This is a genomic window from Kineococcus vitellinus (genome assembly GCF_009906315.1).
Classification (GTDB): Bacteria; Actinomycetota; Actinomycetes; order Actinomycetales; family Kineococcaceae; genus Kineococcus; species Kineococcus vitellinus.
Map to the genome: position 1 here is coordinate 1 of NZ_JAAALL010000040.1, position 21,696 is coordinate 21,696.

At 71.3% G+C, this 21,696-nt stretch carries 18 protein-coding genes, 2 tRNA genes and 1 pseudogene; 11 read left to right on the forward strand and 10 right to left on the reverse strand.

From position 1 onward, the window contains the following. Window positions 1-120 precede the first annotated feature (120 nt). The 3 genes from GTQ99_RS05750 to GTQ99_RS05760 form a co-directional block, all read right to left on the reverse strand. Entirely contained in the window at window positions 121-984 is an 864-nt protein-coding gene (locus tag GTQ99_RS05750; RefSeq protein WP_166614785.1) for a hypothetical protein, read from the reverse strand. Then, on the reverse strand, window positions 971-1,840 hold the full coding sequence (locus tag GTQ99_RS05755; protein ID WP_166614786.1) for a DUF5995 family protein: 870 nt from the start codon (window positions 1,838-1,840) through the stop codon (window positions 971-973). The genes GTQ99_RS05750 and GTQ99_RS05755 overlap by 14 nt, the downstream gene beginning before the upstream one ends. A 154-nt stretch (window positions 1,841-1,994) precedes the next feature. Next, the gene (locus GTQ99_RS05760; protein WP_166614787.1) at window positions 1,995-2,819 is read right to left on the reverse strand and encodes a hypothetical protein; all 825 of its coding nucleotides are present in this window, start codon (window positions 2,817-2,819) and stop codon (window positions 1,995-1,997) included. 414 nt (window positions 2,820-3,233) lie between these two features. Between GTQ99_RS05760 and GTQ99_RS05765 the strand changes: the two genes are divergently transcribed. The 5 genes and pseudogenes from GTQ99_RS05765 to GTQ99_RS24815 form a co-directional block, all read left to right on the forward strand. After that, window positions 3,234-4,985 carry an FG-GAP repeat domain-containing protein gene (locus tag GTQ99_RS05765; RefSeq protein WP_166614788.1) on the forward strand — a complete coding sequence of 584 codons (1,752 nt, stop codon included), beginning with the start codon at window positions 3,234-3,236 and terminating at the stop codon, window positions 4,983-4,985. Window positions 4,986-4,996: 11 nt separating this feature from the next. Then, complete coding sequence (locus GTQ99_RS05770) at window positions 4,997-5,452, forward strand: HEAT repeat domain-containing protein (protein ID WP_166614789.1); 456 nt, start codon at window positions 4,997-4,999, stop codon at window positions 5,450-5,452. Window positions 5,453-5,457: 5 nt separating this feature from the next. Next, window positions 5,458-5,763 carry a hypothetical protein gene (locus tag GTQ99_RS05775; RefSeq protein ID WP_166614790.1) on the forward strand — a complete coding sequence of 102 codons (306 nt, stop codon included), beginning with the start codon at window positions 5,458-5,460 and terminating at the stop codon, window positions 5,761-5,763. A gap of 7 nt (window positions 5,764-5,770) precedes the next feature. Then, window positions 5,771-6,658, forward strand: a complete 888-nt coding sequence (locus tag GTQ99_RS05780; protein ID WP_166614791.1) for a GlcNAc-transferase family protein — start codon at window positions 5,771-5,773, stop codon at window positions 6,656-6,658. A gap of 218 nt (window positions 6,659-6,876) precedes the next feature. Continuing rightward, window positions 6,877-7,218, forward strand: a pseudogene (locus GTQ99_RS24815) (2OG-Fe(II) oxygenase); the annotation flags it as partial. Window positions 7,219-7,256: 38 nt separating this feature from the next. Here GTQ99_RS24815 and GTQ99_RS05785 read toward each other — a convergent pair. Next, complete coding sequence (locus GTQ99_RS05785) at window positions 7,257-7,883, reverse strand: LysE/ArgO family amino acid transporter (protein WP_338074753.1); 627 nt, start codon at window positions 7,881-7,883, stop codon at window positions 7,257-7,259. A 71-nt stretch (window positions 7,884-7,954) separates the two neighbouring features. Here GTQ99_RS05785 and GTQ99_RS05790 point away from each other — a divergent pair, with 71 nt between their 5' ends. Further along, window positions 7,955-8,902, forward strand: a complete 948-nt coding sequence (locus GTQ99_RS05790) for an ArgP/LysG family DNA-binding transcriptional regulator (RefSeq protein ID WP_166614792.1) — start codon at window positions 7,955-7,957, stop codon at window positions 8,900-8,902. A 68-nt stretch (window positions 8,903-8,970) separates the two neighbouring features. Here the strand turns inward: GTQ99_RS05790 and GTQ99_RS05795 are convergent. Further along, a tRNA-Pro gene (locus GTQ99_RS05795) sits at window positions 8,971-9,040 on the reverse strand. Between the two features lie 327 nt (window positions 9,041-9,367). On the opposite strand from GTQ99_RS05795, the gene GTQ99_RS05800 reads away from it, so the two are divergent. The 3 genes from GTQ99_RS05800 (at window position 9,368) to GTQ99_RS05810 (ending at window position 15,680) form a co-directional block, all read left to right on the forward strand. Further along, on the forward strand, window positions 9,368-11,332 hold the full coding sequence (locus tag GTQ99_RS05800; protein ID WP_205706861.1) for an N-6 DNA methylase: 1,965 nt from the start codon (window positions 9,368-9,370) through the stop codon (window positions 11,330-11,332). A 161-nt stretch (window positions 11,333-11,493) separates the two neighbouring features. After that, window positions 11,494-12,501 carry a restriction endonuclease subunit S gene (locus GTQ99_RS05805; protein ID WP_166614793.1) on the forward strand — a complete coding sequence of 336 codons (1,008 nt, stop codon included), beginning with the start codon at window positions 11,494-11,496 and terminating at the stop codon, window positions 12,499-12,501. Next, window positions 12,498-15,680 (forward strand): type I restriction endonuclease, encoded by a 3,183-nt coding sequence (locus GTQ99_RS05810; protein ID WP_166614794.1) that lies wholly within the window; start codon window positions 12,498-12,500, stop codon window positions 15,678-15,680. The genes GTQ99_RS05805 and GTQ99_RS05810 overlap by 4 nt, the downstream gene beginning before the upstream one ends. Window positions 15,681-15,817: 137 nt before the next feature. Here the strand turns inward: GTQ99_RS05810 and GTQ99_RS05815 are convergent, their stop codons facing one another. Continuing rightward, window positions 15,818-16,978: a hypothetical protein gene (locus tag GTQ99_RS05815; RefSeq protein WP_166614795.1), complete on the reverse strand. Its 1,161-nt coding sequence runs from the start codon at window positions 16,976-16,978 to the stop codon at window positions 15,818-15,820. Window positions 16,979-16,985: 7 nt separating this feature from the next. Beyond that, window positions 16,986-17,186, reverse strand: a complete 201-nt coding sequence (locus GTQ99_RS05820) for a helix-turn-helix domain-containing protein (protein ID WP_166614796.1) — start codon at window positions 17,184-17,186, stop codon at window positions 16,986-16,988. A gap of 149 nt (window positions 17,187-17,335) precedes the next feature. Between GTQ99_RS05820 and GTQ99_RS05825 the strand changes: the two genes are divergently transcribed. Both GTQ99_RS05825 and GTQ99_RS05830 read left to right on the forward strand, forming a co-directional pair. Then, on the forward strand, window positions 17,336-18,094 hold the full coding sequence (locus GTQ99_RS05825) for a hypothetical protein (protein WP_166614797.1): 759 nt from the start codon (window positions 17,336-17,338) through the stop codon (window positions 18,092-18,094). After that, entirely contained in the window at window positions 18,091-19,224 is a 1,134-nt protein-coding gene (locus GTQ99_RS05830) for a tyrosine-type recombinase/integrase (protein WP_166614798.1), read from the forward strand. Before GTQ99_RS05825 ends, GTQ99_RS05830 begins: the two co-directional genes overlap by 4 nt. 101 nt (window positions 19,225-19,325) lie before the next feature. Here GTQ99_RS05830 and GTQ99_RS05835 read toward each other — a convergent pair. The 3 genes from GTQ99_RS05835 to GTQ99_RS05845 all read right to left on the reverse strand — a co-directional run. Further along, a tRNA-Pro gene (locus tag GTQ99_RS05835) sits at window positions 19,326-19,399 on the reverse strand. Window positions 19,400-19,442: 43 nt separating this feature from the next. Then, a complete protein-coding gene (der, locus tag GTQ99_RS05840) occupies window positions 19,443-20,975 on the reverse strand; it encodes a ribosome biogenesis GTPase Der (protein ID WP_338074754.1) in 1,533 nt (510 codons plus the stop codon). After that, window positions 20,972-21,696 (reverse strand): lysophospholipid acyltransferase family protein (locus GTQ99_RS05845; protein ID WP_166614799.1); only part of this gene is annotated, 725 nt, incomplete at its 5' end. The genes der and GTQ99_RS05845, both read right to left, overlap by 4 nt.

Genomic DNA, 21,696 nt, shown 5'->3' on the forward strand with positions numbered 1-21,696 from the left:
CCCGTGCTGATCGCGCGCGACTGGCCGCTGACCGGGCGCCGGCGCAGGGCGGTGCCCACCCGTTCGAGCACGTCCCGGCGCCCGGTCAGCGGCCAGTCGCGCGCGATCAGCACGGGGGCCTCACCGGCCGGCGCCCACCGCGGGGCGCACGGGGCGCCGCCGGGCGCCCAGCAGCCCCGCGGTCCCCAGGGCGAGCACGCTGAGCACGGCGAGCAGGTAGACCCACGGCGAGGTGCGGGCCCAGGCGACGTCCTCGCGGAAGCGCACCAGGACGGCCAGCTGCAGGACGCCCAGCACGACGTAGGTGGCGGCCGCCGGCTGCAGGCGGTGCAGGTCGTCGTCGACGACCACGAGGACGGCGGCCAGGCCCAGGGCCAGCAGCCAGGAGGCCACCGCGCGCGCCGTCAGGGGGGTGAGGGTCCACGGCCACAGCCCGCGCGCGGCGGGCAGGGTGAACAGCGCCGCCCCGGCGGCGGTGAGGACGACGGCGTGCGCGCCGAGGGCGGTGCGCAGCACCCGGCCCAGGTGCGGTCCGGAGCGCGGGTCCCCGCCGGGGGCGCGCAGCTGCCCCGGCAGCACCGCCAGCATCGCGACGGGGACGACGACGTAGACGGCCAGCCAGCCCCAGGCGGCGGCGCGCGGGACGGCGCCCGCGGCGGCGAGGTGGAAGCGGTCCAGGTGCAGCAGGGTGGCCGCCAGGGCCGCGAGCGCGAAGACGAGGACGGTGACGTAGCCGACGCGCGCCGAGCCCCACGTCCGGGCGCGCAGCGAGAGCACGACCAGGACGAAGCCGGCGGCGTACCCGGCGCCGAGGAAGGCCGCCGTCAGCGGCGGCTGCACCGTCCAGGCGAACCCCTCGGCGGTGCGCCGGCTGAAGACCAGCAGCTGGGTGGTGGCCACGGGCGTCAGGACCGCGAACACCACCAGCAGCAGCCGCACCCCGGCCACCTGGGAGCGCCCGGCGACCGCCTCAGCGCCGGGCACGGACCGGCTCCGGCGGCGCGGCGGGCGTCGCGGCGGGGGGCCCGTCCGCGGACGGCACGGCGGGCGGGCGGGCGGTCGCGCGCTGCGGGCGCTGCGGCAGCCGGACCCCGAACCCGGTGCGCGCCAGGCGCAGCAGGACCAGCCCGGGGCGCAGCACCTCGTCCACGGCGGCGGCGCACAGCACCTCCAGGTCGGTGGTGCGCTGGCGCAGGGCGTCGGGGCCGGCGGCGCGGGCGCGGGAGAGTTCCGCGGCGTTGTGCCACACCAGCACGCGGGCCTGCACCAGCCAGTGCCTGCTGGCGAGGAGGTTGAGCGGGTACAGCAGGCGGGAGAGGAGTTCCGCGGCCGCGGGACCGCCCAGCGCGCGCAGCCGCCGGCTCTCCTCGGGCATGCGGCGCAGCATCACGGTGTCGACGTGCCGGAAGTCCGCGGCCCGTCTGCGCATCAGCTCGGCGTCGGCGACGTCGGCGTCGTCGAGGACCTCCAGCAGGACCTGCGGCAGGTCGAAGTTCAGGTGCGCGTTCAGCCCGACCAGCTGCTGCACCAGGGGCGGGACGCCGGGGCGGGGCTGCAGCGCCAGCTCCCAGGGCAGGGGCACCGCGGCGCCCGCCCGCCAGGAGCGCAGGGCGTCCAGGTAGCGGGTGGCGAAGACGACCACGAGGTCCCCCACCCACGCGCCGTCGCGGAACCCGCCGGCCTCCAGCTCGCGCTGCATCGCCCGGGTGCTGCGCAGGTACAGGCCGCAGAAGTGGCGCTGGTCGTCGTCCGGCCCGAGCTCGGCGTGCGCGGCCTCGAAGCGCAGCACGAGCTCCTGCACCCGGGCGGCGGTGGCGTCGCCGTGCATCAGGACCTCCACGCGACGGTGCCGGCGGGTTCCGGGACCCGCCGGCTGTGCGCTCCCGCGCGTCGCCTCCGCAGGGTATTCCTCCGGGACCGCGGGCAGAAGGGCCCGACCGCCGCGGTCCCGGCCCGGCGCGCTCCCGCGGGGAGGGCACCGGGCCGGGAGCCGGTCACGGCAGGGGCCGGGGCTCGCCGTAGATCAGGTCGTCCAGCACGACCAGGTCGGTCGCGCCCCCGTCGCTCGCGTTGGCGCTCAGCGGGGAGTTGCCGGAGGTGATCTTGACCTCGTAGATCCTGGCGCTCGTCTTGACGCCCAGGAACGACAGGCTGCCGTTCGCGTTGGCGCCGCGCGGGACGTTGCGGTTCCACAGCCGCTGGCCCCAGCGGTCGTACAGCTCGATCTTGGTGCTGTCCCCGCGGTCCACGTCGGTGAAGACGGCGCCGAAGCCCTTGACCGTCGCGCGGTCGCCGGTGCCCGGCTCGTAGAAGCGGACCGTCGTCAGGGTCGTGCCGCGGGGGGAGAACAGCCGCTCGGGGCTGGAGGTGGCGAAGGAGTTCACGTTCGACCACCGGATGTCGCCGAAGCGGGCGAGGGTGCCGGTGGGGTTGGCGGAGTCGGCGCTGGCCTGGAACCTGTTGGTGCTGGAGGCGAAGACCACGCCGCGCGGGTGCGTGGTGTTGAACAGGTCGCGCGGCATGTCGTGCGGGGCGGCCAGCGCGTCGGACAGGCCGTCCCAGCTGATCTCGCGGCGGCCGCCGGGCTGGCTGCCGGGCGCGTTGACGTTGTTCGGCCCGCCGAGCAGCGTCCGGAAGGCGTCGACGGTCGGTGCGAGGCCCGCCGCGCCACCGGCGGTCCCCTCGATCCTCGTGAAGGACGGCGGCGTCGCCTGCGCCGGGGTGGTGCCGGCGAGGACGCCGGGGAGGACGGTGGCCGCTGCGGTGATCGCGACGAGGCGGCGGAGGGGGGATCGGCGTGCGGTGCCCTGGGAACGCATCGGAACTCCTCGATCGGTGGGTGGGAGTGCTGGGAGAGGTGCACCGCCGCGGTGGGGGGCGCTCCCCCCGGGGCCGCCGGCGACACCACGAGGTTCGCCCGCCGCGCCCGGGCGGTCGTGAGTGGTGACCTGCTCAACCCGCGCCCGCCCTCCTGCTCAGGGAGTCCTGCCGGACGACGGAGGTGCTGCGGCGCCCGGGTTCCCCGGCCGGCGGCCGGTTTCCGGGACCGGGTGCGGCGTTGACACCCCGTCGGAGGCTGACTAGCGTCCTCGACGTCCGACCCAGGACTCCCCCAGGTCGGCCGTCCCTGCCGACCTCGTCGGCGGCGCACCCGGGTCGCCTCCCGCGACGGCCCATCACCCGTGATCGACGACGATCACCACGGCGCCAGCGGCCCGAACGGACGACGACCCATGCTCACCTCCAGCGACTTCGACGACGACGGCCACGCCGAGCTGGTGGTCTCCAGCGCCACCGACCTCGGCCTCCTGCAGGTGTCCGGCTCCACGCTGACCGCGACGGCGCGCGCCTCCAGCGGCACCTGGCTCGGCGGCTGGAACCTGCAGGTCCAGGACAACCGGTTCGGCCCGGTCGGCGACTTCGACGGCGACCACCGGGCGGAACTCGTGGTCTCCAGCCCGTGGGGGCTGGGGATCCTCGAACGGCAGGGCGGCGAGCTGCGGCCGCTGACGATGGCGGCCAACGGGACGCGGCTGGGCGAGTGGAACCTGCAGACGGGCGACAACCGCTTCGAGCAGGTTCTCGACCTGGACGGCGACGGCCGCGACGGCCTGCTGGTGACGAGCCCGTGGGGGCTCGGCCTGCTGGGGCTGGGCCGCTCGGGGCTGTCCTCGCACTGGCTCTTCCCCAACGGCACCCGGCTGGGCGGCTGGAACCTGCAGACCGGCGACAACCGCTTCGGGCCGGCCGGCGACCTCGACGGCGACGGGCGCGACGAGGTCCTCGTCTCCAGCCCCTGGGGCGTCGGGGTCCTCGACGTCGACGCCGGCTCCCCCACCGTCGTCGCGATGGCCGCCAACGGGACCCGGCTGGGCGGCCGGTGGAACCTGCAGACCGGCGACAACCGGTTCCGGCTGGCCGGCGACGTCGACGGCGACGGGCGCGAGGAGGTCCTCGTCACCAGCCCCTGGGGCATCGGCGTCCTCGCCCTGCGCGACGGCGCGCTGGTGCCGCTGTTCCTGGTGCCCAACGGCACCCGGCTGGGCGAGTGGGTCGTCGACACCGCGAGCAACCGCTTCGGTCCCCTGGCCGACCTGGACGGGGACGGGCGGGCGGAGCTGTTCGTCTCCAGCCCCTGGGGCGTGGGCGTGCTGGAGTGGAACGGCTCGGGGCTCACCTCCTCGGTGATGGCCGCGAACGGCGCCCGCGTCGGCGAGTGGGTGGTGGACACGCGCAACAACCGCTTCGGGCGCGCGGCGGACTACGACGGCGACGGCCGCGCCGAGGTCCTGGCCTCCAGCCCCTGGGGCGTCGGGCTGCTGAAGCAGTCGGGCAGCACGTTCAGCACGCCGGTGATGGCCGCGAACGGCACGAACGCCGGCGGCTGGAGGATCGACACCGACGACGACCGGTACGGCGTGCGCGGCGGGTGCGCCGACCACGTCACCGTCCACACCAAGACGCTGGTGACCCCGACCGCGGCCGTCCGCACGTTCCTGCACCGGCAGTTCACGGAGGCCGAGCAGTTGTTCGCCGACGTCGGCATCGCCCTGTACCGCGGGAGCCTGGAGGACCTCAGCGCCGACCCGGCCCTCGCGCACCTCGTCGCCCTCGACGTCGGGACCTGCACGCTGGGCGCCCCCACCGCCGAGCACGTCGACCTGTACGCCCACCGGGCCGGCGTCGCGGCCGACGACCTCGTCGTCTACCTCGTGCAGACCCTCGTCGGCGGCTCCGGCACGTTCGCGGGGTGCGCCACCCACCCCGCCGGGCAGCCCGGCGCCGCGATCGTGCAGGCCGGTGCGCGCTGGCTGCTGGCCCACGAGCTCGGTCACGTCCTGGGGTTGCGCCACCCGCCCACCACGCCCGCGACCAACGCGGACCAGCTCATGTGGTGGACCACCTCGTGGACGAACACCCCGCCGGACCTCGCCGAGTCCGAGGTGTCGACCCTGCTCCAGAGCCTCCTGACCCACCCCGTCTGAGGAGAACCGCCATGGCCAAGCCGCTGGAGGAGCTGCGCGAGCAGCTCAGCGCCATCGAGCCCGACGAGCGCACGTACGCGGGGATCGGCCCCGCGGACGTGCCCGCGCTGCGCACGCTGCTCGAGGAGGAGGAGGGCTGGCTCGCCGGGCGGGCGGTGTTCGCGCTGGCCCTCGTCGGCGACCGCGCCGCCGCCGACGCCCTGCGCGAGGCGAGCACCAGCAGCCGCGAGGAGGTGCGGGTCGCCGTGGCCGCGAGCGCGGACCGGCTCGCGCCGGAGCTGTCCGACGCCGTGCTCGCGCCCCTGCTCGACGACGAGGTGACCGCGGTGCGCAAGTTCGCGATCCGCGCGGTCTCACCGGCCAGCGACCCGGGCCTGCGCGCCCGGGTCGCCGGGCTGGCGCGCTCGGAGCGCAACGCCGCCGTGCGCGCCGGCGCCCTCACCCGCACCGAGCAGCTGGGGGGCTGAGGGCCGTGCCCACCGACGACGACATCGTCCAGCGCGCCATCGCCAGGTTCGGGCCGGTGCTGGACCTGCGCGAGCGCCCCCAGGACCTCGTCGACATCGTCCGCGCGGCGCGGGTCGACGAGCTGGTCAGCCCCGACGGCGGCGCGCCCCCGGGAGGCACGCCGCCGCCTCCGCCACCGCCCGGTCCGACGAGCGGGCAGGTGACGGACGTGCGGCTCGAGGAGGTGATGGACGAGCTGCTGCGGCTGCGGCGGCAGGTGGCCGAGGCGGCCGGTGACGTCGCCTCGCTGCGCGGGCACTTCGGGCTCTGAGGAGCCCGTGAGCACCGGGGGGCACCGCCGGGTCTTCGTCCAGGTGCCCGCCTACCGCGACCGCGAGCTCGCCCCGACGCTGCGCAGCCTCGGGGAGAACGCCCGCCACCCCGAGCGCCTGCGCGTCGTGGTGCTCTGGCAGCGCGGCGAGGACGACCCCGACCTCGGCGACGTCGGCGCGCTGCCGGACCTGACCGTCGAGACCACCCCCGCCGCCACCAGCCGCGGCCCCAACTGGGCGCGCTCCCTGCTGCAGCAGCGCGCGCGCGCGGACGACGACGTCACGCTGGTGATCGACTCCCACCTGCGGTTCGTGCCGGGCTGGGACGAGCTGGCGCTCGGGATGCTCGACGACCTCGGGCGCACGGTCGCCAAGCCGGTGCTCACCGCGTACCTGCCGGCCTACCTGCCGGGGTCGCCGCCGCCCGCCGGCGCCCGACCGTTCAAGATCTACCCGCTGGAGCGCCAGGACGGCGTCCTGACCCGGCTGACCAGCCACGCGCTCGCGCACCCCGCGCAGCTGGCGGGCCCGGTGCGCGCCGAGTACCTGTCGCTGCACTTCCTGCTGGCGCCCGCGGCCTTCGGCCGCGAGGTGCCCCACGACCCGCACGTGTACTTCTTCGGCGACGAGGTGGCGCTCGGGGCCCGCGCGTTCACCGCCGGCTGGGACCTGTTCCACCCGCACCGCGTCCTCGGCTGGCACGCGTACGACCGCGCGGACCGGGTGCCGCACTGGGACGAGCACCCCGGCTGGGGCGCCGACCACGCGCGGACCCTGGAGCGGTTGCGGCGGTTGTTCGACGACGGGGACGACGGGCTCGCCGCGTGGCGAGGCACCGCCCGGTCGGTGCGCGAGTACGAGGAGCGCATCATGACGCGGCTGGTGCTGCGGTGACCCCGGTGCCGGGCGGCGGGGAGGTCGTCACGGTCCTGGACGGCTACCTGTCCCCCCAGCTGTGCCGCCGGGTCGTCGCCGAGCTGGAGTTCGCGCTGTGGCGCCGCAGCCAGGTGGCGGTCCCCGGCCCCGGCGGCGGCCTCGTCGGGGCGTCCTCGCCGGAGCGGACGAGCGAGTCGACCGGCCAGCGCTGGTTCAGCGAGCCGCTGCAGGCCCTCGTGGAGGAGCTGGGGACCAGGCTCTGCGGCGACTTCGGCGCGCTCCCCTCCCACCTGGAACCGTGGCAGGCCGTCCGCTACGGGCCGGGCGGCCGGTTCGGGCTGCACACCGACGGCGGCCCGTTCCGCCTCGAGCCGGCCGGCGACCGCGTCCTGACGTTCCTGCTGTGCGTGCAGGCGCCGGAGGGGGGCGGCGGCACCTACTTCCCGCGCCTGGACCGGCTGGTCGACGCCGTGGCGGGCCGCCTGCTCGTCTGGGACAACCTGCTGCCCGACGGGCGCCCCGACGAGCGGACGCTGCACGCGGCCACGCCCGCCCGCGCCGGCCGGAAGGTCGTCCTGACCACGTGGTCGCGCGAACGGCCCGTCCGGCCGCCGGCTCAGAGCGCGGCCGCCAGCAGCGAGGCGGCCAGGGCGAGCATGACCACCGCGATGCCCGCGTCGAGCACCCGCCAGGCGCCGGGGCGCGCGAACAGCGGGCGCAGCAGCGCGGCGCCGTAGCCCAGGGCGGCGAACCAGGCGGTGCTGGCCAGGGCGGCGCCGGCGGCGAACCACCACTGCCGCCCCGGGTGCCCCTGGGCGATCGAGCCGAGCAGCACGACGGTGTCGAGGTAGACGTGCGGGTTCAGCCAGGTCAGCGCCAGCGCCGTGCCCACCGTGGCCGCCAGGGAGCCCGGCGCGGCCCCCTCCTGCGCCCGCAGCGCCTGCGGGCGCAGCGCCCGGCGCGCGGCGAGCAGGCCGTAGGCGCTCAGGAAGGCGGCACCGGCCAGTCGCACCCCGTCCAGCACGCCGGGGTGGGCGCCGACGACGGCACCGGCACCGGCCACGCCGGCGGCGATGAGCAGGACGTCGGAGAGCACGCACACCAGGACCACCACCCCCACGCGCTGGGCGCGCAGCCCCTGGCGCAGCACGAAGGCGTTCTGCGAGCCGATCGCGACGATGAGGGACAGCCCCAGCCCCAGGCCGGAGGCGGCGGCGAGCAGGGCGGAGGAGGCGGGGAGCACCCGCCGACCGTAGGCAGCCCGCAGGCTGAAGGGAAGCTCACGTTCCTGCAGCGCCATTAGCATCGCTGTTCGTGGACTTCACCTCGACCCTGGACCTGGCCCAGCTGCGCGCCCTGAGCGCGGCGGTCTCCGAGGGCACCCTCGAGGCCGCCGCCCGCGCCCTGCACGTGACCCCCTCGGCGGTCAGCCAGCGGCTGCGCGCCCTGGAGACGGCCACCGGCCGCGTCCTGCTCGTGCGCAGCCGACCGGTGCAGCCGACCGAGTCCGGCCGGGCGCTGCTGCGCCTGGCCCGCCAGGTGGAACTGCTGGCCGGCGACGCCCTCGCCGAGCTGGACGCCGGCGGCGGCGAGGGCGGCGGGTCGGTGGAGCACGGACCGCGGACCCTGCCGATCGCCGTCAACGCCGACTCACTGGGCACCTGGGTGCTGCCCGCGCTGGCCGCGCTGGCCGACCCGTCGGCGGCCGGGCCGCTGTGCTTCGACGTCCACCGCGACGACGAGGGGCACACCGCGGGGCTGCTGCGCGCGGGCACCGTCGTGGCCGCCGTCACCACCGACCCCGACCCGGTCGCCGGCTGCTCGGTCACCCGGCTGGGCGCCATGCGCTACCGGCCGATGGCCGCGCCCGCCTTCGCCCGGCGCTTCCTCCCCGAGGGCCCCACCGCGCGGGCGCTGGCCCGGGCCCCCGTGGTCGTCTTCGACCGCAAGGACACCCTGCAGGAGCGCTACCTGCGCCGGCACCTGCCCGAGGGGGCGCAGCGGCTCGCGCCGCCCGTGCACCACGTGCCCTCCTCCGCGGACTTCCTGACCGCGATCGCCCTGGGCATGGGCTGGGGCATGCTGCCCGAGCTGCAGGTCCGCGGCGCGCAGCCGCCCGGGCCGCTGGTGGACCTCGACCCCGCCGGCGCGATCGACGTGGCGCTGCACTGGCAGCAGTGGAAGCTGGGCTCGGCCTCGCTGGAGCGGGTGGCCGCCGCCGTCACCGCCGCGGCCCGCCGGCACCTGGTGCAGGGCGCGTGAGCGCCCGGAACGCCGAACGGGTGCCCACCCGAAGGTGGACACCCATTGGTGACCTGCGCGAACGCCGGTCGGGCTGACAGGATTTGAACCTGCGACCCCTTGACCCCCAGTCAAGTGCGTCCCGTCCGCTGAAGTCCGTGGGTGGCTCGTTCGCGCAGGTCAGAGCGGCTTGACGTCCATGAGCGTCCGCACGCCTACAGCAACGTGTGAGTCAGGTTGCTGTACCGGTTGCTGCACTCGTCGCTCGTGAGGAAGGTCGCGACGACGGTCTCGCGCTCGCCCCCCTTAAGACGAGTCGAGGGTTGTGCAGGCTCCTCCCCCTTCCCGGGCGACGGGACCTGGGCCATGGTCACGGTGAGGAGGTGGTCACAGTCCTCTGAGCGACTTCGCTCACCACCCTGAGCCGCTGAGCTGGCGTGACTACTCTCGGCAGGAGCAACATGACCGACAGGCAGGGGTAAGAGAGTGACGCACGTCGCAGGCTTCAACGACAAGGTCGGCTTTATCTGGGCGATCGCGGACCTGCTGCGGGGTGACTACCGCCCGCACGAGTACGGACAGGTGATCTTGCCGCTGACGGTGTTGCGTCGGCTGGACAGCGTGCTGGAGCCCACCAAGGACGCAGTACTGCAGCGCGCGGCCACGCTGAAGATCGACAATGTCGACCCCATCCTCAAGCGCACCGCCAAGCAGCCCTTCTACAACGTCAGCGCGATGGACTTCCGCCGCCTGCTGGACGACCCGGCCAACGTCGCCAGCAACCTGCGCGGCTACATCGCCGGCTTCTCCCCGGGCACCGCCGAGGTGCTAGAGCGCTACGGGTTGGACAACCACATCAGCCGCCTGGACGGCGCCGGGCTGCTGTACCAGGTGATCAGCCGCTTCGCCGACGTGGACCTGCACCCGAAGCAGGTGCCCAACGAGGCGATGGGCTACATCTTCGAGGAGCTGCTGCGGCGCTTCAACGAGATGAGCAACGAGACCGCCGGTGAGCACTTCACCCCCCGTGAGGTGATCAAGCTCATGGTCAACATCCTCTTCGCCACCGACGACGACACCCTGCGCGGCGCGGCCCCGGTGCGCAGCATGTTCGACCCCGCCTGCGGCACCGGCGGCATGCTCATCGGCGGGCAAGAGCACCTGGCCAGCCTCAACCCGGCCGCGACGCTGGAAGTCTTCGGGCAGGAGCTGAACGGAGAGACGTGGGCGATGGCCCGCTCCGACCTGATGATCACCAAGCAGGACCCCGAGCGCATCCAGCTCGGCAACAGCCTCTCCGACGACAAGTTCGCGGGGAAGACCTTCGACTACCTGCTGGCCAACCCGCCCTTCGGCGTGGACTGGAAGCGCATCGAGAAGACCATCCGCGACGAAGCCGACGGCCTCGGCATGGCAGGGCGCTTCGGCGCCGGCCTGCCGCGCGTCTCCGACGGAAGCCTGCTCTTTCTGCAGCACATGATCTCCAAGATGAAGCCAGTCGAGGAAGGCGGCTCGCGCCTAGCGATCGTCTTCTCCGGCTCCCCGCTCTTCTCCGGCGGCGCCGGGTCCGGGGAGTCAGAGATCCGCCGATGGATCATCGAGAACGACTGGCTGGAGGCCATCGTCGGCCTGCCCGACCAGCTCTTCTACAACACCGGCATCTCCACCTACTTCTGGGTGCTCACCAACCGCAAGGCCCCGCAGCACCGCGGCAAGGTGCTGCTGCTCGACGCGCGCGAATCGTGGACAAAGATGCGCAAGTCCCTCGGCGATAAGCGCAAGTACGTTAGCGACGAGCAGATCGCGGACATTACCCGTCTCTACGCCGACGCCCTGGCCGGAGACACCAGCGACGAGCGGGTGCGCGTCTTCGACAACGACGCATTCGGCTACCAGCGCATCACCGTGGAGCGGCCGCTGCGCCGACGCTGGAACGTCACCGACGAGGCCATTGCGACGGTGGAGGTGGCCAAAGGCTTCCTCAAGGCGGGCGTCGACCACGAGACGGTGCTCGGCGCTCTGCACCGCTTGCTTGGTGCCTCCGAGGAAACAGAAGCCGCACTGTGGAGCAACGTGCAGCGTGAACTGAAGAGTACTGGGGTGGCGACGGTGCCCGCACCGGTAAAGAAGGCCATTGTCGAGGCTTGCGCGGTGCCCGACCCGGACGCCAAGCCGGTGCTGGACCGCAAGGGCCAGCCACTGTCTGATGCGGAGTTGCGGGACAATGAAAACGTCCCACTGGGCGAGTCGATCGAGGAGTATTTTGCGCGCGAAGTCCTGCCTTACGTGCCGGACGCGTGGGTCGACGAGTCCAAAACCCGAATCGGTTACGAGATTCCCTTCACGCGTCAATTCTATAGGTACGTGTCGCCGAGGCCGCTGTCGGAAATCGACGCCGACATTGCTCAGGTTGAAGCGAATATTCAGCGCCTACTCGGGCAGGTGGCGTGATGGTGCGCTTGAAGACGCTTGTCAATCTAGCCGTCCGCAAGGGAGTGCCTGGCGAGCGGCCTCGAATTGACCTTGACAACATTGCAAGTGGCGCAGCAAGCCTTACTGGAGAGCGAGCTATAAGTTCTGCAGGTGATTCAGTTGCCTTTGAGCCAGGAGACGTGTTGTTCAGTAAGTTGAGGCCATACCTTGCTAAAAGCCTACTGGTCGAACAATCTGCTTTTGGCACAAGTGAATTGCTTGCTATGGTGCCGGGCCCTGCCATAGATGGGCGCTTTTTCAAGTATGTGACCCTATCGAAGCCTTGGATCGAGTGGGCGGTAGCCACGTCATACGGCACAAAGATGCCCCGAACCTCATGGGAGGCGATGGCTGAATATCGCATTGATCAGCCGCCGCTCGAGGATCAGCGGCGCATTGCGGACTTCCTCGATCAGCAAGTTGCAATACTCGATGACCTGATCACCTCGCGTCAAACGCAACTTCATCTGATGCACGAGCGGCATGCGAGCGAGGTGGATCGACTACTGAATCGGGTGAAGGGGCCGGCTTTGCCGCTCAGATACTTCCTAGTAAAGCCACCCTCATATGGCGTCCTTAAGCCCGATGGATATGAGGGTGCAGATGCGAGGCCACTACTCAAAATCTATAATATCTCCGAGTCGGGCAAATTGGACCACGTCGGTGGGCTGAGTACTATCAGTCCAATTCAGGATCGAGAGTACCAGCGCACTAAGGTGGCCAAGGGCGACGTAGTGCTTAGTGTCGTTGGCACCATTGGTCGAGTGTCTGTCATTGGCGACGAGCATGCTGGCTGCAACTTGTCGCGCGCAATAGCGCGGCTTGAGGTTTCCACTCAATATGATGGCCGACTAGTTCGCTGGTGGATCCAATCTAAAAAATTCGACGATTTCGTTCGAATCACTTGCCAGGGCACGGCACAGTCTGTCCTAAACATGGGCGATTTGGCTAAATTTAGGATTCGCGCAACAGGGGCTGACTCGGAGGTTGTCAGCATGCTCGAAGACCGCCATGAACATCAGACCTCTACAACACTGACACTCGAACGCTCCATTATGCTTCTTGCCGAGCGCAAGCAAGCCCTTATCACCGCTGCCGTCACCGGTCAGTTCGACATCACTACTGCGCGAAAGGTGCCGGTAGCGTGAGCGTGCACAGCGAGGCGGCCTTCGAGGCGAGCATCGTCGCGCACCTCACCGCTTGCGGCTGGCACGAGGGCCCCGCCTTCGACTATGATCGCGCGCTTGGCTTAAACACCGGCGAGCTGTTCACGTGGATCGGTGCGTCGCAGCAGAAGGAGTGGGACAAGCTCGCCGCGCAATACGGCGGAACTGACGCCCATGCGCAGACGCAGTTCACCAAGCGCTTAGCCGCCGAACTGGATGCACGCGGCGTTATCGACGTGCTGCGTCACGGCGTGAAGGAAAAGGGCGTCAGGATCCGGCTGGCGCAGTTCAAGCCCGCTCACGGCATCACCGCCACGCTACAGGCCGACTACGCCGCAAACCGCTTGACCGTGATCCGGCAGGTGCACCACTCCGAGTCCAACCCGCACGACTCTATCGACCTGCTGCTGTCGGTCAATGGCATCCCGGTAGCCACCGCGGAGCTGAAGAACCCGCTGACCGGGCAGGGCGTGGAGCAGGCCAAGAAGCAGTACCGCCAGGATCGCAACCCCGCTGATCTCATCTTCGCCAAGCGCACGATTGTGCACTTCGCCGTCGACCCCGACCTGGTATTCCTCACCACCACCGTGGGCAAGGGCGCGTACTTCCTGCCCTTCAACCAGGGCTCCGACGGTCCCGGCCGCCCCGGTGGCCAGGGCAACCCGTCCAACCTAGTCGGGTACCGCACCGCGTACCTGTGGGAGCAGGTGTGGCAGCGCGACGCCTGGCTGGACTTGCTGCACCGCTTCGTGCACGTCCAGCGCCCGGAAGGGGCGAGCAAGAAGTCCGGCAAGGCCGTCACCATCTTCCCGCGATACCACCAGTGGGACGTCGTGCGCCGACTGGCCCAGCACGCCGCCAACCACGGCCCGGGCCGCGCCTACCTGCTGCAGCACTCCGCCGGCTCGGGCAAGTCCAACAGCATCGCTTGGCTGGCGCACCGGCTGTCCACCCTGCACACCGTTACCGACGCCACCGCCCTGCAAGGCACCGCGGCCGCGCTGGGGCCGGACACCAAGGTCTTCCACAAGGTCATCGTGGTTACCGACCGCGTGGTGCTGGACCGACAACTGCAGGAGACGATCAGCCAGTTCGACCACACCCCCGGCGTAGTCCAGCGCATCGACAAAGACTCCACCCAGCTGGCCGAGGCCCTGACCGGCTCCACCGCGCAGGTGATCATCACCACGCTGCAGAAGTTCCCCGTCATCAAGAAGACCGTCGCCGTCGGCGGTGCCGACCGCCGCTACGCCGTCATCGTCGACGAGGCGCACTCCTCGCAGTCCGGGGAGGCCGCCAAGGGCCTGAAGACCGTCCTGGGCTCCGGTGGCACCGCCGCGCTGGAGGAAGCCGAAGCCACCGACGCCGCACTGGAGGTCGGCGCCGACCCGCAGGACGCCCTCGACGCCGACTTGGACGAGTTGTTGACGCGCAGCGCCGCCGAGCGCGGCCGCCAGCCCAACCTGTCCTTCTTCGCCTTCACCGCCACCCCCAAGCCGAAGACGCTGCAGTTGTTCGGCGAGCGCGTGCCCGACGCCGCTGGGGGCGGAGTGCGGTATGAGGCGTTCCACCTGTACTCGATGCGCCAGGCGGTCGACGAAGGCTTCATCCTCGACGTGCTGGCCAACTACGTCACCTACTCCACCTACTACCGCCTGGCCAACGGCATCGGGGGCAGCACCGCTCACGGCGGCGGCGCGGTGGGTGAACAGGGCACGGGCTCCGCGGTCGATCCGGAGGTGGACAAGGGCAAGGCCAGCGCCGCGCTGGCGCGGTTCGTGTCCTTGCACCCGTCCAACCTGGCCCAGAAGGCCGAGATCATCGTCGAGCACTTCCGGCGGGTGACCCGTCACCAGATCGGCGGGCGCGCCAAGGCCATGGTCGTCACCCGCTCGCGCCTGCACGCGGTGCGCTACCAGCAGGCCATCGAGGCCTACATCGCCGAAAAGCACTACAGCGACGTGCGTGCCCTGGTGGCCTTCTCCGGCACCGTCACCGATCCCGACACCGGGCTGGAGTGGACCGAGTCGTCGATGAACCGTGACGGCGCCGGCAAACCCATCCCGGAGACCGAGACCGCTGCCCGCTTCAAGGGTGAGCCGCCCTTCCCCGCTGGCGCCTACCAGGTGCTCATCGTCGCCGAGAAGTACCAGACCGGCTTCGACGAGCCGCTGCTGCACACCATGTATGTGGACAAGAAGCTCGACGGCGTCAAGGCGGTGCAAACCCTGTCCCGGCTCAACCGGACTACGCCGGGCAAGGACAGCACCTTCGTGCTGGACTTCGCCAACGACGCCGAGGACATCAAGGCCGCTTTCGCGCCGTTCTTCGAGACCACCTGGACCGAACCAACCGATCCCAACGTCCTGTACACCCTCGAACAGCGCATCATGCGCGCCGGTGTCATCGACGAGAAGGAGATGACGCAGTTCGTCCAGGCGCTGCTCAAGGGCGAGGCGAAGGACAACCAGGTGCTGTACGCCACCACCGATGCGGCGGTGCAGCGATACCTGGACATCGACCAGGACGAGGACCGCGAAGACTTCCGCACCGCGCTGCGAGACTTCACCCGGTTGTACGCCTTCCTCGGACAGGTGATCACCTACACCGAGACCGACCTGGAGCAGCTCTTCTACTACGGCAGCGCCCTGATCAAGCGCCTGCCCAAGACGGACGAAGACGAAGGCGCCGTCGACATCAGCGACGCCGCCGTCCTGACGCACCTGCGCACCCAGCTGTCCGGGGAGCACGACCTGTCGCTGGGCCAGGGCGACGGCAGCGAGGGGCTGCCCGGCTCGCAGGGGGGCGGCAAGGGCGCCGGACCAGACCCAGACAAGGTACGCCTGTCGGAGATCATCGCCGCGCTTAACGCGAAGTTCGGCACCGACTTCAGCGAGGACGATGCCGTGCTGGCCGAGGCGGTCATCCACACGGCGATGAAGGACGAAGCCATCGTGGCCACCGCGTTGAACAACACCGAGGAGAACTTCGGCCTCAAGCTGCACGGCGACATGGACGGACTCGTCCTGGACCACCAGGAGGCCACCGAGGATTTCCACAAGCGCTACTTCGACGATGCCGCCTTCAAGTCCGCCTTCACCGCCTTCGTGCGCGGCGAGGTGTACCGACGCGCGCGTGAGCAGTCCGGTGATGCGGCCTGAGACAGCGTGACGTACTAACGGGTGTTAGTCGCGACATCTTTCTGGAGCGCGGCATCGCGAGAGTGAACCGGGCGTAACGCGGTCTCATCACCGGTCGGAGACCCCCGGAAAACGGGGGGTCTTCGACCGGTGATGGATCACGTGCGGTGCCGCAGCGCTGCTTCTCCTCGCAGCTCAGAACGGGAGTCGAAGTCCAGCCGACGAGGCTCGTCAGGATCCAGCAGAGTGCTTCCCGTCAGACCGTGCCGACGCGCGAGCGCCCGCCCCCTTTCCTTCAGCTTCCGCTCACCGGGGAACCGGGTGTCCAGCAGGTCGGAGAGCAGGTAGCTGGACAGCACGCGCAGGTCGGCATCGCTGACGCCGGTCGCCGAGAGCTGCTCGATGAGGTGCCGGGCCGCCGGAAGCCCACCGCTGATCACGTCGAAGCGCCCCCTCACAAAGTACTTCTGTGCGAGGCCCTCCAGCAGGGTGGGCCTCGCATCCTTGGTCATAGTGATGCCATCACGACGGAGTCGCTCGCCACGCAGTTGCAGCTCCACGCGCAGCATCCCGCTGCTCACCGCCGCCCACGCGTTCAAGAGGTCGGAGTCGGTGCAGGCATCACGGGCGAGCGCGGCCAGCTGCTGCTCCTTGTCGTACCCCCTGATGAGCCACTGCGTCTTGCTCCCGCGCGTCAAGGTCTGGACCTTGCCGTCGGCGCCGACGTGCTGTTCATGGTGGCGAGCACGCGCGACCGGGTGTCGCGACACCTGGGTGAGCGTCCACGAAGGAGACTCCACGCCGTGGAAGTCGCTGACGATGTCCAACCTCGCAAGGGTCACCTGGTCGACGTCCGGCACGTCAGGCAGGTCCCAGGTGAGGGAGCACAGGACGGCGTCAGCGAACTCCTCCAGGTCCGCGGCGTCGATGGCGTTGCGGTTGTGCCCGTGGATCATGCAGGGCAAGGACAGCTCGACGCCCATCATGGGGACGCCGCGTTGCCGGAAGCCGGAGACCCGCGCCCTGGTGAACCCGACCTCCACCTGACCGCGCGCGCGGACCGCGGTCTCGGTCAGCTCTCCGGTACCCCGGTCGATCGCCCGGTGCACCTGCTGGTTGCTCAGCTCGAAGAGCAGCTGCTCGGTGGTGGGGCCTGTCAGGTACACCGTGTCGATGCCCACCCCGGAAAGCGGGGTGAGTGCGCCCCTGTCAGTGGGGTGGGTGGGCCTGAAGCCGGCGCGCGCAAGGACGGTGTCCATCACGCTCGGACGGGAGGCCACCGGCACCGCCGCATCGACGTGATGACTGCGTTCGACCACGGCGACCTCACCGCGCGCCTCCCGAGGGCCTCGTGTCGCCGCGCAGGCGCTCGACGAAGGCGCGCAGGCTCTCCTGGGGGACCAGGGTGCGGCGACCGACCTTCACGGTCTCGATGTCGCCGGAGGCGATGAACTCGTAGAACTTCGACCTGCCCAGACCGACCTGCCACGAGGCCTCGGGGATCGGGAGCAGCAGACGCTCGCTCATGGGGGCTCCTTCCGGGCGTTGACGTCCACGCTGGTCCGTGGGACGTTTTGCTTGTTCAACGTCCCACGAAGACGATCAGGAGGCGAGGAAGAATGCCCCCCGGCTTCCGTCCCACGGTGTGGGCCGATCGGGAGCTGACGGCTCCCCCGGTGCCCGTGCGTGACCTGCAGGTCATGGACGGCGGATGGCTGCTCCTCCGCGGAGGAGAGCGGGAGGTCGAGCTGCCCGCCAACTTCTACCTGCAGGAGATGGGTGGGCACGGTCCCCGTCAGGAGGACGAGGTCATCGCCTTCGTGCAGCGCTGGGGCAGGTGCGCAGACCCGTACTGGCGAGACCGGCCCCCGGGGTACGAGTGGGCCGAGGGAGGAGCGGAAGCCGCCATCGCCGCCCGGCAGGGCGCGCCGTTCGCCTTCGCCGACCGGTCCTGCGACCGCGCCGCCGTCGCCGCCCGGTTCGCCGTGGTCGACGAACGGGACCTCGTGCACGTGGAAGAGGTCAAGGACCGGTGCGCTGCCGTGCACCAGCTGGTCACCCTGGTGCAGCGCTGGAGTGAGGGCGCCGAGCCGTCCACCGTGGAGGAGGACCTCTTCGTCGAGTTCGTCAACGGGGCGATGACCGCCTTCTCCCCCGGCTTGACCATGACGAGGGGGCCGCGCAGCGTCTCCCTCCCCCACATCACGGCCTACTCCGTCTCCGTGCTGCAGCTGTACAACGACTTGGTCTTGCAGCTGCCGATCCGGCGCTGCGCCAACGAGCGGTGCCCGCACGGAGGCTTCTTCACCCGGCAGCGGGGCCGGACCCAGTACGGCCAGCACCGCACGTCCGGGACCAAGTACTGCAGCGCTGAGTGCGCGAAGAGCCAGGCGGAACGAGAGCGGCGACGCCGCAGGAGCAAGGAGACACGATGAGCAAGCGCGCCAACGGTGAGGGCACCCTCTTCAAGCGGAAGGACGGCTCCTGGCAAGGGGCAGTCTCGTACATCGACGACACCGGCGCCCGCAAGCGCTGGACGGTGTACGGCAAGACGCAGGCCGAGGCGCGGACCAAGCTGCGCGAAGCCCGCGAGCGCCTGGACGCTGGCCACCCGGTGAAGGACACCGCGATGACGGTGGGCACGTGGCTGCAGCAGTGGATGAGCGGAGCGTTGGTCGCCAGCGACCGCAGCCAGTCGACGAAGGACCTGTACACCACGATCGCTCGCGTCCACCTGGTGCCGACGATCGGCCAGAGGAGGCTCGACCAGCTGCGTCCGACGGACGTGGAGGCGCTCATCGTGCTGAAGCGCGACCAGGGGCTCGCCGGATCGACGATCCGCACGATCTACACCGTGCTGCGGGGTGCGCTGGACGTGGCGGTGCGCGACGGCTTGGTCAAGCGCAACGTCACGAACGCGGTGAAGCGGCCGGCGGTCGAGCGCCGGGAAGCGACCTACCTGTCCGCCGAGCAGGCCCAGGAGCTGCTGCTCGCCGTGCGAGGTGACCGCATCGAGCCCATCGTGCGGCTCATGCTGGCGACCGGCCTGCGCCGTGGGGAGGCGCTCGGGCTGCACTGGCGAGACGTCGACCTTGACCAGTGCCTCCTCCGGGTGAGATCGGCGCTGTCCCGTACGTCGAGCGGCCTGCAGGTGGGCGACGTCAAGACCGAGCGGTCGCGGCGTCTCATCCCCCTCCCCCGGTCCACCGCCGACATGCTGCGCACCCACCACCGGAAGCAGGCTGAGGAGCGACTGGCGGCCGGACCGGCGTGGGTGGACACCGGCATGGTCTTCACCACGGAGATCGGCACGCCGCTGGAGCCGCGCAACGTCCTGCGCCGGTTCAAGACGCTCACCCAGCGATCGGGCTTGGACGACGCGCACCTGCACACGCTGCGGCACTCCACCGCGAGCTTCCTGCTCGCCAGCGGGACGCACATCAAGGTGGTGCAGGAGCACTTGGGCCACTCGTCCTACGCGATCACGGCGGACATCTACAGCCACGTCACCCCGACGCAGGCCCGGGAGGCGGCGGATCGGCTGGACGTGGCCCTGGACTGGTGAGACAGCGGTCGACACCTCGCTGCTGTACCTGTTGCTGTACCAACGACTGAGCGGGTGTCCACCCGAAGGTGAACACCCGCTCTGACCTGCGCGGACGCCGGTCGGGCTGACAGGATTTGAACCTGCGACCCCTTGACCCCCAGTCAAGTGCGCTACCAAGCTGCGCCACAGCCCGATCGACCCGACCCCTTGCGGGGCGAGCCGGGTAGAACCTTACCTCATCGCTTGCGCTTCTCCCGCACCCGCACGCTCAGCTCGATGGGCGTGCCGGTGAAGCCGAACTCCTCGCGCAGCCGGCGCTCCAGGAAGCGGCGGTAGCCGGCCTCCAGGAAGCCGCTGGCGAAGACGACGAAGCGCGGCGGGCGGGTGGAGGCCTGCGTGCCGAAGAGGATGCGCGGCTGCTTGCCGCCGCGCACCGGGTGCGGGTGGGCGGCGACGACCTGGCCGAGGAAGCTGTTGAGGCGTCCCGTGGGGATGCGCGTCTCCCACGAGCTCAGGGCGGTGTCGATGGCCGGGACGAGGCGCTCCATGTGCCGGCCGGTCTGCGCCGACACGTTGACCCGCGGCGCCCACGGGATCTGGACGAGCTCCTTCTCGATCTCGCGCTCGAGGTAGTGCCGGCGCTCCTCGTCGGTGAGGTCCCACTTGTTGTAGGCGACGACGAGGGCGCGGCCGGACTCCACGACGGTGGAGATGATGCGGATGTCCTGCTCGGCGATCGGGGCGCTGGCGTCGACGAGGACGACGGCGACCTCCGCCTTCTCCAGCGCCGTCTGGGTGCGCAGCGAGGCGTAGAAGTCCGCGCCCTTGGTCAGGTGCACGCGGCGGCGGATGCCCGCGGTGTCCACGAACCGCCAGGTGCGCCCGCCGAGCTCGATGAGCTCGTCGACGGGGTCGCGGGTGGTGCCGGCCGTGGGGTGCACCACGACCCGCTCGGAGCCGGCGAGCTTGTTGAGCATCGAGGACTTGCCGACGTTCGGGCGGCCCAGCAGGGCCACCCGCCGCGGCCCGCCGGCGTCGGGCAGGCCGCCGCCGACGGCCGAGACCGCGGGCAGCAGCTTCACGGCGGCGTCCAGGGCGTCCCCGGTGCCCCGCCCGTGCAGCGCGGAGACCGGGTAGGGCTCGCCGAGCCCCAGCGACCACAGCTGCGTGGCGTCGGCCTCCTGGCGGGGACCGTCCACCTTGTTGGCCACGAGCACGACGGGGCGCCCGGAGCGGCGCAGCAGCCGCACGACCTTCTCGTCGCTGGCGGTGGCGCCCACCGTGGCGTCGACGACGAAGACGACGGCGTCGGCCAGCTCGATGGCCAGCTCGGCCTGGTCGGCGACCGCGAGGTCCAGGCCCTCGGCCTTGGCCTCCCAGCCGCCGGTGTCCACGAGGGTGAAGTCGCGCCCGGCCCAGTTGGCCGGGTAGGCCACCCGGTCGCGGGTGACGCCCGGCACGTCCTCGACGACGGCCTCGCGGCGGCCGATGATGCGGTTGACCAGCGTCGACTTGCCGACGTTGGGGCGCCCGACGACGGCGAGCACCGGCAGCGGCCCGCTGGGGACCTCCTCCGGGCCGCCCTCGCCGTCGGCCTCGAGCAGGGCGACGTCCTCGGGCGAGAGGTCGTAGTCCTCCAGCCCGACGCGCAGAGCGTTCTCGACGTTGTCGTCGACCCCCTCCGCGCCGCCGCCGCCGGAGGGGGTGGTGGTGGTGGGGACGTCGGCGGGGACGTCCTCCGGGGTGTCCGGGTTCTCTGGTGCGCTCACCGGGAGCCTCCTGGCAGGTCGTCGGACGCCAGCTCGGCGAGCCCCAGCTCGTCGGCGGCGGCTTCGTCGTCGGGCAGTCGCATCCCCGTGCGCTGCAGGGAGTCCAGCACGTGGCTGGACAGCTTGTCGCGGACCTGGTCCACCGCGGCGGCCAGCGCGAGCCGGCCGGGGACGCCGGGTTCCTTCACGACCGTGAACGGCTCGCCGAAGCAGAACCACAGCCGCCGCCGCAGCGGCGGCAGGGCCCGCTCGCGCTCACCGGGCAGGTGCGCGCCCAGGCAGGCGACCGGGACGACGGGGGCGCCGGACTGCAGCGCGATCCAGGCGATGCCGGAGCGCACCGAGGCGGCGTCACCGCGACCGCGGGTGCCCTCGGGGAACACCCCGGCCGCACCGCCGGCGGCCAGCACGGCCAGCACCGACTGCAGCGCGTCGCGGTCGCCGCGGTCGCGGTCGATGGGGATCTGCCCGGCCTGCAGCAGCGACCAGCCGAGCAGGCGCGTGGGCAGCGACCCCTCGAACATCTCCTTCTTGACGAGGAAGTGCGCCGGCCGCGGCGCCATGCCGTACAGCAGCGGCCCGTCGAGGATCGAGGCGTGGTTGGCCGCGAAGAGCACCGGCCCGCTGGTGGGGACGTTCCGCGCGCCGATCGTGCGCCCGGCCCAGACGCCGCGGGCCAGGGCGGTGCCGACGGCCCGGGTCCAGGGGCGGGGGGCGTCCG